Source organism: Elioraea tepidiphila DSM 17972 (assembly GCF_000378465.1).
Lineage (GTDB): Bacteria > Pseudomonadota > Alphaproteobacteria > Acetobacterales > Acetobacteraceae > Elioraea > Elioraea tepidiphila.
The window spans coordinates 68,197-83,942 of sequence record NZ_KB899911.1 but is presented as its reverse complement, the minus strand read 5'-3'; the positions used below and the strand labels follow the sequence as shown (position 1 = coordinate 83,942).

The 15,746-nt window shown below is 72.6% G+C and carries 16 protein-coding genes; 8 read left to right on the top strand and 8 right to left on the bottom strand.

Features of this window, described 5'->3' with window-relative positions; genetic code table 11:
- Positions 1–27: 27 nt before the first annotated feature.
- Positions 28–1,215, bottom strand: a complete 1,188-nt coding sequence (locus F563_RS0101925) for a methyltransferase (protein WP_019012953.1) — start codon at positions 1,213–1,215, stop codon at positions 28–30.
- Positions 1,212–2,081 (bottom strand): polyprenyl synthetase family protein, encoded by an 870-nt coding sequence (locus F563_RS0101920; RefSeq protein WP_019012952.1) that lies wholly within the window; start codon positions 2,079–2,081, stop codon positions 1,212–1,214. The genes F563_RS0101925 and F563_RS0101920 overlap by 4 nt, the downstream gene beginning before the upstream one ends.
- Positions 2,082–2,218: 137 nt before the next feature.
- On the opposite strand from F563_RS0101920, the gene crtD reads away from it, so the two are divergent.
- Together crtD and F563_RS0101910 are read left to right on the top strand one after the other, a co-directional pair.
- Positions 2,219–3,754 (top strand): 1-hydroxycarotenoid 3,4-desaturase CrtD, encoded by a 1,536-nt coding sequence (gene crtD / locus F563_RS0101915; RefSeq protein ID WP_019012951.1) that lies wholly within the window; start codon positions 2,219–2,221, stop codon positions 3,752–3,754.
- Positions 3,755–3,801: 47 nt separating this feature from the next.
- Positions 3,802–4,644: a hypothetical protein gene (locus tag F563_RS0101910; protein ID WP_019012950.1), complete on the top strand. Its 843-nt coding sequence runs from the start codon at positions 3,802–3,804 to the stop codon at positions 4,642–4,644.
- On the opposite strand, the gene F563_RS24640 is transcribed toward F563_RS0101910, so the two are convergent.
- Together F563_RS24640 and F563_RS25825 are read right to left on the bottom strand one after the other, a co-directional pair.
- Entirely contained in the window at positions 4,592–4,729 is a 138-nt protein-coding gene (locus tag F563_RS24640; protein ID WP_156825026.1) for a hypothetical protein, read from the bottom strand. The two genes, F563_RS0101910 and F563_RS24640, sit on opposite strands and share 53 nt — an antisense overlap.
- Positions 4,730–4,732: 3 nt before the next feature.
- Entirely contained in the window at positions 4,733–4,855 is a 123-nt protein-coding gene (locus F563_RS25825) for a hypothetical protein (protein WP_019012949.1), read from the bottom strand.
- Between the two features lie 74 nt (positions 4,856–4,929).
- Between F563_RS25825 and F563_RS0101895 the strand changes: the two genes are divergently transcribed.
- Positions 4,930–5,658: a class II aldolase/adducin family protein gene (locus F563_RS0101895; RefSeq protein ID WP_019012948.1), complete on the top strand. Its 729-nt coding sequence runs from the start codon at positions 4,930–4,932 to the stop codon at positions 5,656–5,658.
- On the opposite strand, the gene F563_RS0101890 is transcribed toward F563_RS0101895, so the two are convergent.
- Positions 5,610–6,212: a class I SAM-dependent methyltransferase gene (locus tag F563_RS0101890; protein WP_019012947.1), complete on the bottom strand. Its 603-nt coding sequence runs from the start codon at positions 6,210–6,212 to the stop codon at positions 5,610–5,612. The two genes, F563_RS0101895 and F563_RS0101890, sit on opposite strands and share 49 nt — an antisense overlap.
- A gap of 183 nt (positions 6,213–6,395) precedes the next feature.
- A complete protein-coding gene (locus F563_RS0101885; protein WP_019012946.1) occupies positions 6,396–6,722 on the bottom strand; it encodes a hypothetical protein in 327 nt (108 codons plus the stop codon).
- Between the two features lie 131 nt (positions 6,723–6,853).
- Here F563_RS0101885 and F563_RS0101880 point away from each other — a divergent pair, with 131 nt between their 5' ends.
- The gene (locus tag F563_RS0101880; RefSeq protein WP_019012945.1) at positions 6,854–8,062 is read left to right on the top strand and encodes a hydantoinase/carbamoylase family amidase; all 1,209 of its coding nucleotides are present in this window, start codon (positions 6,854–6,856) and stop codon (positions 8,060–8,062) included.
- 78 nt (positions 8,063–8,140) lie between these two features.
- Here the strand turns inward: F563_RS0101880 and F563_RS0101875 are convergent, their stop codons facing one another.
- Positions 8,141–9,436 (bottom strand): ammonium transporter, encoded by a 1,296-nt coding sequence (locus F563_RS0101875; protein ID WP_019012944.1) that lies wholly within the window; start codon positions 9,434–9,436, stop codon positions 8,141–8,143.
- 25 nt (positions 9,437–9,461) lie between these two features.
- On the bottom strand, positions 9,462–9,800 hold the full coding sequence (locus F563_RS0101870; protein ID WP_019012943.1) for a P-II family nitrogen regulator: 339 nt from the start codon (positions 9,798–9,800) through the stop codon (positions 9,462–9,464).
- Positions 9,801–9,975: 175 nt separating this feature from the next.
- Here F563_RS0101870 and F563_RS0101865 point away from each other — a divergent pair, with 175 nt between their 5' ends.
- From F563_RS0101865 to ppsA, 4 genes are all read left to right on the top strand, one after another.
- On the top strand, positions 9,976–11,211 hold the full coding sequence (locus F563_RS0101865; RefSeq protein WP_019012942.1) for a UbiH/UbiF/VisC/COQ6 family ubiquinone biosynthesis hydroxylase: 1,236 nt from the start codon (positions 9,976–9,978) through the stop codon (positions 11,209–11,211).
- Positions 11,212–11,340: 129 nt separating this feature from the next.
- Positions 11,341–11,634: a hypothetical protein gene (locus F563_RS24255; protein WP_245557085.1), complete on the top strand. Its 294-nt coding sequence runs from the start codon at positions 11,341–11,343 to the stop codon at positions 11,632–11,634.
- 250 nt (positions 11,635–11,884) lie between these two features.
- Complete coding sequence (locus F563_RS0101855) at positions 11,885–13,234, top strand: NAD(P)H-dependent oxidoreductase (protein ID WP_019012940.1); 1,350 nt, start codon at positions 11,885–11,887, stop codon at positions 13,232–13,234.
- An 84-nt stretch (positions 13,235–13,318) separates the two neighbouring features.
- Positions 13,319–15,742, top strand: a complete 2,424-nt coding sequence (gene ppsA, locus F563_RS0101850; protein ID WP_019012939.1) for a phosphoenolpyruvate synthase — start codon at positions 13,319–13,321, stop codon at positions 15,740–15,742.
- The last annotated feature ends 4 nt before the right edge of the window (positions 15,743–15,746 follow it).

The following is a 15,746-nucleotide window of genomic DNA, read 5'->3' as shown; positions in this document are numbered from 1 at the left end:
GTCAGTCTAACTTGACGATCATGAAGGTCAAGCATGATTGACATTCAGGGATGCCTCGCGCGCTGGACGGGCCAGCAGCACCCGGACCAGGAGCGGCGTGCGGGTGCGCGCCAGCCGCGGCGCGGCGAACCCAGCCTCGGTCAGCAGCTCGGCCAGCCGGGCCGCGCTGCGCGGCCGGCCGCGGCCCATCGCCAGCAGATAGAGGCCGAAATACGCATCGCCGATCGGCTCGGCACCCGGGGTGTCCGACATCGGCTCGGCCAGGATCAGCGTGCCGCCCGGCGCGAGCGCCCGGCGCGCGGACCTCAGCAGGGCGAGCGCGGTCGCGTCGTCGTGGTCGTGCACCACCCGCACGAGCGAGATCGCGTCGGCGCCTGCGGGCAGCGGATCGGTGCGGAAATCCCCCGCCGTCGCCTCGACGATCAGCCCGGACGCGGCGAACCGGGCGCGCGCCCGCTCGATCACCGCCGGCAGGTCGAACAGCTTCAGCCGCAGCCCCGGATGTTCGGCCGCGACCGCCTGGAGGAACGCCCCCTCGCCGCCGCCGACATCGAGCAGGCAGCGGAACCGGTCGAAGCGCACGGCCGCCAGCACCTCGGCCGCGACCATCGGCTGCGAGGCGGCCATCAGCGCCGAATAGGCCGCCACCGACTCCGCCCCGAGCCCGGCCGCGTCCGCCGCCCCCGCATAGGGCCAGTAGGCGGCGAGCGCCTCGCCCCGCCCGGCGCGCAGCAGGGCGATCGGGTCGGCGAGGTCGCGATAGAGCGCCTCGTGGTGGCGCACCATCGCCGCGATGCCGGGCTCGCCCGCGACCACAGCGCCGAGCGGGCCGAGGCCGTAGCGTCCGCCCTCGCGGCGCGCGAGCAGCCGCAGCGATACGGCGGCATCGAGCAGACAGCGCGCGCCCTCCTCGGGCAGGTCGGAGCGATGCGCGACCTCGGCCGCGGTCAGCGGCCCGGCGCGCAGCGCCGCGAACAGGTCGAGCCGCACGCAGGCCGCGAGCACCTGGGAGTAGACGAAGCCGGCGCAGAGATCGAACAGCGCGCGCGTCTCGCGCCGGGCGATGCCGCGCGTCAGCGGCAGCCGGAGCGCGAGCCGGCGGAACCCGGCCGAGCCGAGCAGGCGGTCGCGCAGATCGAGCGCGCGCTCGCGCCAGGCGGAGACGAGACCGAAGCCAGGCAGGGCGCCGGCCGTCAGGGCGGCCCCCGGCGTCACGCCGCGGAGAGTGCCAGGGATTTCGGCACCAGCCGCCGCGCCTCGAACAGGATCAGCGTCTCCAGCGACTCGCGGCCGGGGCAGTCGGGGATCGCGGCCGCCGCCTCGCCGACGAGGTCTTCCAGATGACGCACGGCCGCGGGAATCCCGAGGGTCAGCGCGGCGCTCGGCCGGCCGAGCACGGCATCGCGGCCGGTGGTCTTGCCGGCCTCCTCCTCGTCGGCGGCCGCGTCGCGCAGGTCGTCGGCGACCTGATACGCCTCGCCGAGCTTCTCGCCGAGGGCGCGCCACGGCGCCGCCGGCATCCCCGCGGCGGCCGCCCCGGCCATGCAGGCCGAGGCGAACAGCGAGCCGGTCTTGGCGCGCTGATAGGCCCCGAGATCGACGCGCGGCTCGCACTCCCAGGCCTGCCCCGCGGCGATGCCGAACGGCATGCCGACCGAGTCGCCGATGATGCCGAGCAGGCTGACCAGCCGCGCGGGCTCGGCCGCGCCGGCCCGCGCGAGCGCCTGGAACGCCAGCACGATCAGCGCATCGCCCGCCAGCACCGCCAGCGGCTCGCCATACTGGACGTGCAGCGCCGGCTTGCCGCGCCGCACCGCGGCATCGTCGAAGCAGGGCAGGTCGTCATGCACCAGCGAGGCGCAGTGCAGAAGCTCGATCGCAGCGGCCGCGGCGTCGGTGAGTTCGGGGACGTCCTCGCCGCAGGCAGCCGCCACCGCCAGGCAGAGCCGCGGCCGCACCCGCGCCCCGCGCGGGAACACGGCGTAATTCATCGCCTCCGCCAGCCGCGGCGGGCGGCCCGGGGCTTCAGCGATCGCGAGGGCGGCGGAGAGAGCCTTCTCGATGCGGCCGACGGCGTCCATGGTTCCGCTCCTCCCGGACCCGACACGGCCTCGGCCGTGCCCGGCCACGCGTGGTGTAAGGTTGAATTGTCGCTCAAGACTGTCATTAATTGTTGACAGTCGTGTCAACACAATCGGGCGCCAAAAGGGAGCCGAGGGTGCAGAGCGACCGGGTGGTGGTGATCGGCGCCGGGATCGGCGGGCTGGTGGCGGCGCTGCTGCTGGCCGCGCGCGGCCTCGCCGTCACGGTGGTCGAGCGGGCCGAGGGCCCCGGGGGCAAGATGCGCGAGGTCACGGTCGGCGGCGCGCGGATCGATGCCGGCCCGACCGTGTTCACCATGCGCTGGGTGCTGGACGAGATCCTCGCCGAGGCCGGCACGCGGCTCGACGACCATCTCGCGCTGCGCCCCGCCGCGCTGCTCGCGCGCCACGCCTGGGACGACGGCAGCCGCCTCGACCTGTTCGCCGAGATCGACCGCTCGGCGGACGCGATCGGAGACTTCGCCGGCGCGGCGGAGGCGGCCGGCTACCGCGCGTTTTGCGCGCGGGCGCAGGCGGTCTATCGCGCGCTGGAGTGCTCGTTCCTGCGCGGCCCCCGTCCCTCCCCTGTATCGCTGGTAAGGCGCGCCGGGCTTGGCGGGGTGCGCGATCTGCTGAACGCCTCGCCCTTCGTGCTGCTGTGGGACGCCCTGGGCGAGCACTTCGCCGATCCGCGGCTGCGCCAGCTCTTCGGCCGCTACGCCACCTACAGCGGCTCCTCGCCCTTCGCCGCGCCGGCCACGCTGATGCTGATCGCGCATGTCGAGCAGGAGGGCGTGTGGCTGGTGGAGGGCGGGATGCACCGGGTCGCGCGCACGCTCGCGACCCTCGCCGAGGCGCGTGGCGCGACGTTCCGCTATGGCGCCAACGTGACCGAGATCGTCACCGAGCGTGGCCGGGCGGCCGGCGTTGTGCTCGCGACCGGCGAGCGCATCGCCGGCGAGGCCGTCGTGTGCAACGCCGATGTCGCGGCGCTGGCCGCCGGGCTGTTCGGCGCGGCCGCCGCCCGCGCGGTGGCGCCCGGCGGGGATGCCGTGCCCTCGCTCTCGGCCGTCACCTGGACGTTGTGCGCCCGCGCGACCGGCTTCCCGCTGCCGCGCCACAGCGTGTTCTTCGCGCCCGATTACGCGGCCGAGTTCGAGGCGATCTTCGCGCGCGGCCGCCTGCCTGCCGAGCCCACCGTCTATGTCTGCGCGCAGGACCGGGATGACGAAGCGACCGGACCCGACGGACCCGAGCGGTTGCTCGTCCTCGTCAATGCCGCGCCCACCGGCGACCGCGCGCCCCCGTCACCGCAGGAGATCGCGTCATGCGAGCAGGCCACCTTCGCGCGTCTCGCGCGCGCCGGGCTGACGCTCGAACCGGCGGCGGAACCGGTGGTGACGACGCCGGCGGGGTTCGCGCGCCTGTTCCCGGCCACGGGCGGGGCGCTCTACGGCCGGGCGGTGCATGGCTGGCGCGCGTCGTTCCGCCGACCGGGGGCAACGACAAGCCTGCCGGGGCTGGTGCTGGCGGGGGGCAGCGTGCACCCGGGGCCGGGTGTGCCGATGGCGGCGATGTCGGGGCGGCTGGCGGCGGCGGCGGTGCTGGCGGACCTCGCTTCGACGCGCCGGTTCCACCGGGCGGCTATGCCTGGTGGTATGTCGATGCGCTGAGCGACGACGGCCGGCACGGCCTGACCATCATCGCCTTCGTCGGCTCGGTGTTCTCGCCCTACTACGCCTGGGCGCGCGCGCGCCGCACCGTGCCGGCCGAGAACCACGTGGCGCTGAATGTCGCGCTCTACGGCCCGCGCGGTGCCTGGGCGATGACCGAGCGCGGCGCGGGGGCGCTCGCGCGCGAGGCGGATCGATTTGTCGTGGGTCCGAGCAGCCTGACGTGGGACGGCACGGCGCTGACGATCGCGATCGACGAGATCGCCGTGCCGATTCCGCAACGGCTGCGCGGCACGGTGCGGCTCTTTCCCACCGCGCTCACCGGCCACGCCGAGACACTGGACGCGGCCGGGCGGCATCGCTGGCGGCCGATCGCTCCGGTCTGCCGGGTCGAGGTGGCGATGGACCGACCTGCCCTCGCCTGGTCCGGCCACGGCTACTGGGATGCCAATGAAGGCGACGAGCCGCTGGAGGACGGGTTCGCGTCCTGGACCTGGAGCCGCGCCCCCGTCGGTGCCGGCGCCGCCGTGCTGTACGACGCGATCCGGCGCGACGGCTCGGCCGTGTCGCTGGCGCTGCGCATCCGAGCCGACGGGCGGGTGACTCCGGCCGAGGCACCGCCCGAGGCGGGGCTGCCCGGCACCCTCTGGCGCATCCCGCGCCGCACCCGCGCCGATGCCGATGCAACGCCGGGCGTGCTCGCGACCCTGGAGGACGCGCCGTTCTACGCCCGCTCCACGCTCGCGACCCGGCTCTACGGCCAGGACACCACGGCGGTGCACGAAAGCCTGTCGCTCGTCCGGTTCCGCACGCGCTGGGTGAAGCTGCTGCTGCCGTTCAGGATGCCCCGTCGCGCCGGCTGGCCTCGCGCCGGCGGCGATCCCGCCTGAGCAGCCAGAGCTCTCGGAAGCCCCAGCCGAGCGCGAGCCCGAAGAAGATCAGGAACTCGAAGCGGATCAGCCCGGCCCAGTCCATGGCTCAGCGGTCGCGCGCGCGGCGCCGGTCGCGCCGCAGCAGCCAGAGCTCCAGCGCCGCCCAGCCGAGCACCGGGCCGAACACCAGGAACAGCTTCAAGGCGGCGAAGGCGGCCGTCTCGTCCATGAGGCGCAGGTTGGGCGGCCGCGCGCGAGGTCAAGGGCGGTGACGGATGCCCGCGCGCGCGGCAGCATGGGCCGATGCGCCATCTCGCCCTCCGCCGCGCCGTGATCGCGACCTGCCGGGAGATGAACCGGCTCGGCATCAACCAGGGCCGGTCGGGCAACGTGTCGGTGCGCGTGCCCGAGGGGTTCCTGATCACCGGCTCGGGCATCGCCTACGAGGCGATGGAGCCGCGCCACGTGGTCGAGATGGACCTCGACGGCGGCTATCGCGGCGAGGTGCTGCCCTCGTCGGAGTGGCGGATGCATCTCGACCTGATGCGCACGCGGGCGGACGCGCAGGCGGTGGTGCACACACACTCGACCTACGCGACCGCGCTCGCGTGCCTGCGTCTCGGCATCCCGGCATTCCACTACATGGTCGCGGTCGCGGGGGGGCCCGACATCCGCTGCGCCGAGTACGCCACCTTCGGCACCGAGGCGCTGTCGCGCGCGATGCTGGCGGCGATCGAGGGACGCAGTGCCTGCCTGCTCGCCAATCACGGCGCGATCGTGCTCGGGCGCAGCCTGGAGGATGCGCTCGGCCGCGCGGTGGAGGTCGAGACGCTGGCGAAGCAGTACTGGATCGCGCGCACGCTGGGCGCGCCCACGGTGCTGGACGAGGCCGAGATGGCGGTCGTGCTGGCGCGGTTCCGCTCCTACGGCCAGCAGCGCCAGGGGAACGATCCGCACGCGATCGAGATGCCGGTGCGGCGGGATCAGCCGCGCCGCGCGAACAGGCGCACCACGCGCGCCAAGCCGCGGTGACCCGCGCCCTCCTCCAGCAGCACCGTGCCTGAGAGGAGTTCGAGGATCTCCAATCCGGCGAAGTCCGCGCGCAGCATCGCCTCGTCGTAGCGGCTGTCGTCGGATTTCGGCCCGCACGCACCGCGCTCGCCCCTGGCGAAGGCCTCCAGCACCAGCAGCCCGCCCGGCGCCAGCGCGGCCATCGCGGCGCGGTGCGCCGGCACCCGCTCGTCGGACGAGAGCTGGAGGAAGATCAGCGTGACGATGTCGAACGCGGCCTCGGGCGGCTGCCAGCGCGCGACATCGGCCTCGATCGTCTCGACCGCGAGCCCGCCTTCGGCCGCGAGCGCACGCACGCGGGCGAGGGCGATCGGCGCGAAATCGACCGCGGTGACGGCAAGCCCGCGCGCGGCGAGCCACACCGCGTTGCGCCCCTCGCCCTCGCCGAGAGAGAGCGCGCGGCCGCGGCGCGGCAGGCGGATGTCGAGCGAGCGCAGATAGGCGTTGGGCTCGCGCCCGAACAGCCAGGCGGCTTCGCCGTAGCGGCTCTGCCAGCGGTCGCGCCAGGACGTCATGGGCCGATCCTGCATGGGGACCGGCCCACTTGTCAGCGGACCACACCCGCCGCGCGAAGATGAAACCTTCACGCGGCGGGTGGAGGCTTAGATTGAGCGCGCAGCCGCCACACCAGCCCTGCGCGCGATACCTTCCGCACAAGGCTGAAGGCCTTGTGCTCCAGGTATCTTGTGCTCCAGGTATCAAGCGCAGTCGCGCACGGCCGGGCGCGGGCGGCGACGGACGCGGCCGTCCTGCCGGGCGAGTGCCCGCAGCGCGTGGCGCATCGCCTCCAGCATGGACTCGCGCAGCTCGACCGGCAGCGGGCGGGTCGTGACCGCATCCGCGGCGCGGAGTGCAGCCTCGACCAGCCAGTCGATCCGGTCCTGCGCGACGCCCGCCTCGGCGAGTGCGGCGCAGAGCTGCCCCTCGGCGCGCGCCCAGCCGAGCGGGTCGCGCTTGGGATCGCGGAGCGAGGCGAGATCGGCCAGGTTGCTCAGCCGTTCGAGCGTGGTCGCCGCATCGGTCATGACACCGTCCCCCGGTTGCCTGCGGAGAGCCTGCGCCCGCATGCGGGAAACCGGGTGTGAGGCCGGTCACAGTCCTCAACCGGCGCGCGGGGCCGGCTTGCCGCGGCCCGGTCCGCGCGACACGATGCCGCATGGCCACGATCGACCCCGCCCGCCTGCTCGCCGACCTCGCCACGCTGCGCGGCTTCGGCCGCTTCAGGTCCGGCGTGCACCGACCCACCCTCTCGCCCGAGGACGTCGCGTCACGGCGCTGGCTCGCCGGTCGGATGCAGGAGGCCGGGCTCGATGCGCGGATCGACGGCATCGCCTCGGTCTACGGCTTCACGCGCAAGCCCGGGAAACGGCTGCTGATCGGCAGCCATCTGGAGAGCCAGAACGAGGCCGGCTGGCTCGATGGCGCGATGGGCGTGATCTACGGGCTGGAGATCGCGCGCGCCCTGCCCGAACTGCCGATCGACGTGGTGGCCTTCGTCGATGAGGAGGGACATTTCGGCAGCTTCCTCGGCAGCCGGTCGTTCATCGGCGATGTGTCGGAGGCGGAGATCGATGCGGCGCGCTGCCGCACGCGCGGCATCGCCATGCGCGACGCGCTGGCCGAGGCCGGGCTGGCGGGGGTTCCGCGCATCACGCTCGACGATCCGTCGCGCTACGCGGGCTTCCTCGAGGCGCATATCGAGCAGGGCGACGAGCTGGAGGCGAAGGGACTGCGGGTCGGCGTGGTGACGTCGATCGTCGCGATCTGGAACTTCCGCATCCGCTTCGAGGGCGTGCAGAACCACGCCGGCACGACGCGCATGGCGATCCGCAAGGATGCGGGGGTGGCGATGGTGCGGCTGGCGAACCGCATCCACGACACCATGCCGCAGGTGATCGCCGAGCGGTCGGTCTGGACGATCGGCCGGATGGGGCTCGATCCGAACGCGCCCTCGATCATTCCGGGGGCGGCGGAGATGAACGTGCAGGTGCGCGATGCCGATCCTGTCGTGCTCGACCGGATGGAGGCGCATCTGCGCGCGCTGGTGGCGGAGGCGGATGCGGCGGGTCCGTGCCGGGTGACGATCGAGGACGGCTCGAAGGGCATCCCGAAGGTGATGGATGCGCGGTTCCAGGAGGCGCTCGCCGCGGCGGCGGAGGCGCGGGCGCCGGGGGCCTGGCAGCGCATGCCGTCGGGTGCCGGTCACGACGCGCAGGTGGTGGCGTTGCGTGTGCCGGCGGGGATGCTGTTCGTGCCCTCGATCGGCGGCATCAGCCACCACTGGACCGAGGACACGAAGGAGGAGGACATCGTGCTCGGCTGCGCCGTTATGGCGGACGCGGCCGAGCGTTTGTTGATGGGATAGAGGGGTGGGGAAAGGGTCGGGTTCGGCTGCTTCGCTGGCCCGCGGGCCAGTTCTGCGCGACCCTTTCCCCGCCTGGTTTCACCCAAGCCGCTCGCCGTGCAGCGCGGTGTCGAGGCCCTCGACCTCTTCCTCCTCGCTGACGCGCAGCCCGACCAGCAGATCCACCAGCTTGAGCAGGATGAAGCTGACGATGCCCGTATAGATGATCGTCACCACCACCCCCTGGATCTGGATGATCATCTGGCCGATGCCGCCGGCGGTCTCGCCGATCGCCTCGACCGCGAACAGGCCGGTGAGGATCGCGCCGACGATGCCGGCCACACCGTGCACGCCCCAGACATCGAGGCTGTCGTCGTACTTCAGCATCTTCTTGAGCTCGGTCGAGGCCCACCAGGAGGCGATGCCGGCAGCGACGCCGATCACGAGCGCGCCCACAGGAGCGACGAAGCCGGCGGCGGGGGTGATGCCCACCAGCCCGGCGACCGCGCCGGAGATGACGCCGAGCACCGACGGCTTCCCCTTCACCGCCCACTCGGCAAACATCCAGGCGAGTGCGGCAGCGGCGGTGGCGATCTGCGTCACCGCGATGGCGAGACCCGCGTTCGCGTTCGACGCGGCGGCCGAGCCGCCGTTGAAGCCGAACCAGCCGACCCAGAGCAGAGAGGCGCCGATCACCGACAGGGAGAGATTGTAGGGCGCCATGTTCTCGGTGCCGTAGCCGCGGCGCTTGCCGAGCACGATCGCGCCGACGAGACCCGCGACGCCGGCGTTGATGTGCACCACCGTGCCCCCGGCGAAGTCGAGCACGCCCCAGCCGTCCATGAAGCCGCCGCCCCAGACCCAATGGCAGACCGGGCTGTAGACCAGGAGCGACCACAGCGTCAGGAACAGCAGCAGCGCCGAGAACTTCATCCGGTCGGCGAACGCGCCGGTGATCAGGGCCGCCGTGATGATGGCGAAGGTCATCTGGAACGTCATGAACACCGGCTCGGTGATCGTGCCGTCCTCGATCGGCTTGTCCCAGGTCTCCATCATGCCGGAGAGGAACAGCTTGCCGAGGTCGCCGACATAGGCGCCGTCGCCCGAGAAGGCGAGGCTGTAGCCGGCGACCATCCAGACGATGGTGATCAGCGCGCAGGTGGCGAAGGACTGCATCAGCGTGGCGAGCACGTTCTTCTTGCGCACCATGCCGGCGTAGAACAGCGCGACCCCCGGGATCGTCATCATCAGGACGATGACCGTGGAGGTCATCATCCAGGCCATGTCGCCGGTGTCGATCTTGGGCTCGTCGGCCGCTGCGCCGGTGGCGAACAGCAGCACGGGCGCGGCGGCGGCGAAGCCCGCCAGCGCGCGCTTGGTGGACAGTCTCGTCATCGGTGATCTCATCCCCTGCTGGAGCTCAGAGCGCTGCCGCATCGGTCTCGCCGGTGCGGATGCGGATCGCGCGCCCGACATCGAGCACGAAGATCTTTCCGTCTCCGATCTTTCCGGTGTGCGCGCTCTTGGTGATGGCCTCGCAGACGGCATCGACCATGCCGTCCTCGACCACGAGCTCGATCTTGACCTTGGGCAGGAAGTTCACGTGGTACTCCGCCCCGCGATAGATCTCGGTCTGCCCCTTCTGTCTGCCGAATCCCTTCACCTCCGAGACGGTGAGGCCCTGCACACCAAGCGGTGTGAGCGCCTCGCGCACGTCGTCGAGCTTGAAGGGCTTGATGATCGCCATGATCAGTTTCATGCGTGTGTCCCCGCCGGTTGGTCGGCGGGATGGCCGTTCCAAGCGCCGTGCCAGACGGCGGCGCTCGCGGGAATGTGCGGCTCGCCGGCGGCGGGGGCGGCGGCGATGCCCAAGAATTGGGCAGAGCCTGCGCCGCCCGCTTGATTTCCCGGCTTTCGCGCGGACACTGACCGCCATGGCAGCGGAACGCGACGTGGCGGTGACGATCCTGGGCGCCGGCCCGGTGGGGGCGACGCTCGCCTGCCTGCTCGCCGAGGCCGGGGTGCCGGCCGCGGTGGTGGACCGCGCCCCCCTGCCGCCGATGGAGCTGCCCGCGTTCGACGGCCGCGCCTATGCGATCGCGCGTACGAGCCGCGACGTGCTCGCCGATGCCGGGGTGTGGGCGCGGCTCGGCGCCCTGCCCTGCCCGATCCGGCGCATCCACGTCACCGACGGCAGGCTCGGACAGAAGCCGAGCCGGCTCGACCTGACCTTCGACACGACGGATGTCGGCGTGGATGCGTTCGGCTGGATGGTCGAGGCGCGGCACCTCCGCATCGCGCTCAACGCGCAACTGCCGAGCCTGCCCGGGCTGTGGGTGGCCGCCCCGGCGCACGTCACAGCGGTCGAGCGCGAGGCCGAGCGCGCGACCGTGCGGCTCGCGGACGGTACGATCATCCGCTCGCGCCTCGTGGTCGCCGCCGAGGGGCGGGAGAGTGCCACGCGCGAGGCGGCCGGGATCGCGGTGACGCGCTGGGACTACGGCCAGGACGCGATCGTCGCCGCGGTGCGCCACGAGCAGCCGCACGGGCACGTGGCGGTCGAGCATTTCCTGCCCGCGGGCCCGTTCGCGATCCTGCCGCTGCCGGGCGAGGACGACGACGGCCGGACGAGCGCGATCGTCTGGACGGAGCGGCGGGCGGAGGCGGCGCGCATCTGGTCGCTCGACCCGTCAGGCTTCGCGCGCGAACTCGCGCGGCGCTTCGGTGATCGGTTCGGTGCCGTCACGCCCGTCGGGATGCGCTGGCGCTATCCCCTCGGCGCGCTGCTGGCGCATCGCTACACCGCCACGCGGCTCGCCCTCGTCGGCGATGCGGCGCACGGCATCCATCCGATCGCCGGGCAGGGGCTCAATCTTGGGTTCCGCGATGTGGGCGAGCTCGGCGCGCGGATCGCCTCGGCGTTCCATGCCGGGCGCGATGTCGGCGGCGCGGAGGTGCTCGCCGGCTACCAGCGCGCGCGGCGGCCGGCGAATCTGATGATGCTGGCGGCGACCGATGCGCTCGACCGGCTGTTCTCCACCGATGTCGCGCCGGTGCGGCTCCTGCGCGATCTCGGGATCGCGGCGGTTGATCGTCTGCCCCCCCTTAAGCGCGTGTTCATGCGCACGGCGATGGGGTTGAGCCCGCTCGGCGCTCTCAAGGTGGCGTGAGGCGCATTCCTGCCGTGATCCTGCCCTACCATCGTCGGATAGGATTCGTTTGATGAGCATGGGATGAACCGGGAGGACAGACCGATGCGATTCGGATTGCTGCTTGGACTGGGGATGGCCGTGGCGGCCATGTCCGCCAGCCCGGCCCTGGCCGACCGGGATCGCGGCCGCGGGTGGCACGGGTCGAGCCACTACCACACGCACCACCACTTCCATCACCGCGGACCGGGCTGGAATCGCGGCCGTGGCCATCATCGCGGCCCGCCGGTGGTCTATGCGCCGCCGCCGCGCGTGATCTATGCGCCGCCGCCGGTGGTGTACGCGCCGCCGCCCGTGGTCGTCGTGCCGGGCTACGGCTACCCCGTGTATCGCGCCCCGTATGGCGAGCTGTCGATCGGGCTGAACATCCCGCTCGGCCGGTAGGGCGGGGTCCGGCGTCGGGCTCCCATCGCGGCAAGCCGCGATGGGGCCCGTGAGCGTCGCCCCCGGGTTGGTTCCTTTACGGGGGCCAAGGGAGAGGCTTCCTTTGGCTTCGCTGGCCCGAGGGCCAGCTCCGCAGGCCCTTGCCCCCGCACCCCCATCCCATGAGGGCGGCGCGCCTCGTCGGGCGCGCCGCGGGCCATAGCCCAAGGCGTGGGGCCTCGCGTATCGTCTCCCGACGAAGGAGACGTCCATGAACCTCTACCGCATGCTGCGCGCGCGCGCGGCCGCGAACCGTCCCGTCACCGTCGGGCTGATCGGCTGCGGCAAGTTCGCCTCGATGTTCCTCGCCCAGGTGCCGCGCACGCCCGGGCTGCACATCCGCGCCATCGCAGACGTGAACGTCGAGCGCGCCCGCGCCACGCTCGCCCGCATCGGCTGGGCGCCCGAGCGCGTCGTCACGAGCGCGGATGCCGTGCGTCACCGCGAGACCTTCCTGACCGACAACGCCGCCGCTGTGATCGCCGATCCGCGCATCGAGGTGATCGTCGAAGCGACCGGCCACCCCGCGGCGGGCATCCGCCACGCCCTCCTGTCGATCGACGCCGGCAAGCACCTGGTGATGGTGAATGTCGAGGCGGACGTGCTCGCCGGCCCGGTGCTCGCGGCGCGCGCGCGCCAGGCCGGCCTGGTCTATTCGCTGGCCTATGGCGATCAGCCGGCGCTCGTGTGCGAACTCGTGGACACGATCCGCACCTCCGGCTTCGCGGTGGTCGCGGCCGGCAAGGGCACGAAGTACCTGCCCGCCTATCACGCCTCGACGCCGGCGACCGTCTGGAGCCACTACGGCATCAGCGACGAGGACGCGAAGGCGGGCGGGATGAACCCGCAGATGTTCAACTCCTTCCTCGACGGCACCAAGAGCGGCATCGAGATGGCGGCGATCGCCAATGCCTGCGACCTCGCCCCGCCCGAGGACGGGCTCGCCTTTCCGCCCTGCGGCGCCGACGACCTGCCGCTCATCCTGCGCCCCCGCGCCGAAGGCGGGGTGCTGGCGGCGAAGGGCATGGTCGAGGTCGTATCGTCCCTGGAACGAGACGGCCGGCCCGTGCACCGCGACCTGCGCTGGGGTGTGTATGCCGTGTTCGAGGGCGAGACGGCCTATGTGCGCCGCTGCTTCGCCGAGTACGGGGTCGCGACCGATCCCTCCGGCCGCTACGCCGCCCTCTACCGCCCGTATCACCTGATCGGGCTCGAGCTTGGCGTGTCGGTCGCCTCCGCGGCGCTGCGCGGCGAGCCGACCGGCGCACCGGAGGCTTGGCGCGGCGATGTCGCGGCGACCGCGAAACGTCCGCTCGCCGCCGGCGAGGTGCTCGACGGCGAGGGCGGGGCGACCGTGTGGGGCAAGTGCATCCCGGCCGCGCGCGCGGCCGCGCAGGCCACGCTGCCGATCGGGCTCGCGCACGGGGTGCGGCTCAAGCGCGCGGTCGCGACCGGCGAGGTGCTGCGCTGGTCGGACGTGGAGTTCGACGCCACCGACGAGGCGGTGCGGCTCAGGCGCGCCATGGAGGAGAGCCACCGGCCGGCGCAGGCCGCGGCCTGACCGTTCCGCCGGGCACTTGCGCTCGATCAAGGCGGCCGCACCGCGCGCGTGATCCCCTGCCGGCCAAAGGACCGGGAGGACAGAATGACGGACGCGCTCGTGCTCGACCTCGGCGAGGTCGGCCAGACCGATGTCGGCCGTGTCGGCGGCAAGAACGCCTCGCTCGGCGAGATGATCCACGCCCTGTCCGCGGCCGGCGTGCGGGTGCCGCCGGGCTTCGCCACCACCGCCGCGGCGTATCGCGCGCATCTCGACGCGCACGGCCTGCGCCCGCGCATCGAATCAGCCCTTGCGCGCTATCACGAGGGCGCGGCAAGCCTGCAGGACACGGGGGCCGCGATCCGGCGGATGCTGCTCGACACCGACTTCACGCCCGACCTCGCGGAGGCGATCCGCGCTGCCTATCGCAAGCTCGGCGACACGCTCGGCACGTCCGATCCCGCGGTCGCGGTGCGCTCGTCCGCCACCGCCGAGGACCTGCCGACCGCGTCCTTCGCCGGCCAGCAGGAGACCTTCCTCAACGTGCGCGGCGAGCGCGCGCTGATCGATGCGTGCCGCGCCTGCTACGCATCATTGTTCACCGACCGCGCGATCGCGTACCGCGAGATGCAGGGCTTCGCGCACATGCAGGTCGCGCTCTCGGTCGGCGTGCAGGCGATGGTGCGCGCCGACATCGGCGGCTCGGGCATCATGTTCACCATCGACACCGAGAGCGGATTTCCCGGCGTGGTGCTGATCTCGGCCGCCTGGGGGCTCGGCGAGCCGGTGGTGCAGGGCGCGGTCGATCCTGACCGCTATCTCGTGTTCAAGCCGCCGCTCGCCGATCCGGCGAAGGTGCCGATCCTCGACAAGACGCGCGGGTCGAAGACGCAGAAGATGATCTACGCCACCGGCGGCAGCGCGCGCACGACGATGGTGGAGACGACGCGGCGCGAGCAGAGCGCGCTCGTGCTGACGGACGCCGAGATCCTCGATCTCGCGCGCGCCGGGGTGGCGATCGAGCGCCACTACCGCCGGCCGATGGACATCGAGTGGGCGAAGGACGGCGCGACGGGCGAGATCTTCATCGTCCAGGCGCGGCCCGAGACCGTGCACGGCACGCGCGCGGCGGCAACGCTCCGCACCTGGCGGCTCACCGGCAAGCCGCGCCCGCCGATCCTCACCGGCGCGGCGGTGGGCGAGAAGATCGCCGCCGGACCGGTGCAGGTGGTGCACTCGCCGGACGCGATCGCCGAGTTCCGTGACGGCGCGGTGCTGGTGACCGAATCGACCGACCCGGACTGGGTGCCGCTGATGCGGAAGGCGGCCGGCATCGTCACCGATCACGGCGGCCCGACCAGCCATGCCGCGATCGTCTCGCGCGAGCTCGGCCTGCCGGCGGTGGTCGGCACGCAGCGTGCGACCGCCATCCTGCGCGACGGCCAGGAGGTGACGCTCTCCTGCGCCGAGGGCGAGGAGGGGCGCGTCTATGACGGCCGCGTGCCGTTCAGCTCGACCGAACTGGATCTCTCGACCATCCCCGAGACGCGCACGGCGATGATGCTGAACATCGCCTCGCCGGCCGCCGCGCTGCGCTGGTGGAAACTGCCGGCGAAGGGGATCGGGCTCGCGCGCATGGAGTTCATCGTCTCGGCCGTGATCAAGGCGCATCCGATGGCGCTGGTGCATTTCGACCAGGTGACCGATCCGGCCGCGCGGCGCGAGATCGAGGCGCTGACGCGCGGCTATCCCGACAAGCCCGCCTATTTCGTCGATACGCTCGCGCGCGGGCTCGCGCGCATCGCCGCGCCCTCGCATCCGCACCCGGTGATCGTGCGGATGAGCGACTTCAAGTCGAACGAGTACGCGCATCTGCTCGGGGGTGCTGCCTTCGAGCCGGACGAGGAGAACCCGATGCTCGGCCTGCGCGGGGCCTCGCGCTACTACTCGCCGCGCTACCGCGACGCCTTCGCGCTCGAATGCAAGGCCGTGCTGAAGGCCAGGCGCGAGATCGGCGCCGACAACATCATCGTCATGATCCCGTTCTGCCGCACCCCGGCCGAGGCCGACAAGGTGTTGGCGGTGATGGCCGAGCACGGGCTCGTGCGCGGCGAGGACGGGCTCGAGGTCTATGTGATGTGCGAGATCCCCTCGAACGTGATCCTCGCCGAGCAGTTCGCCGAACGTTTCGACGGGTTCTCGATCGGCTCGAACGACCTGACCCAGCTCGTGCTCGGCGTCGATCGTGACAGCGCCGAGCTGCGCGAGCTGTTCGACGAGCGCGACGAGGCGGTGAAGCGCATGATCGCCGAGGTGATCCGCCGCGCGCACGCCGCCGGCCGCAAGGTGGGGATCTGCGGCGAGGCGCCGTCGAACCATCCGGAGTTCGCCGCGTTCCTGGTCGAGTGCGGGATCGATTCGATGTCGCTCAACCCCGACGGGTTCGTCGCCGCGGCGAAGCGGGTCGCCGAGGCGGAGGCTCAGCGCGCGGCGAGCACCAGCACCAGGATGCCGGCGGCGGCGAGGTAGATCA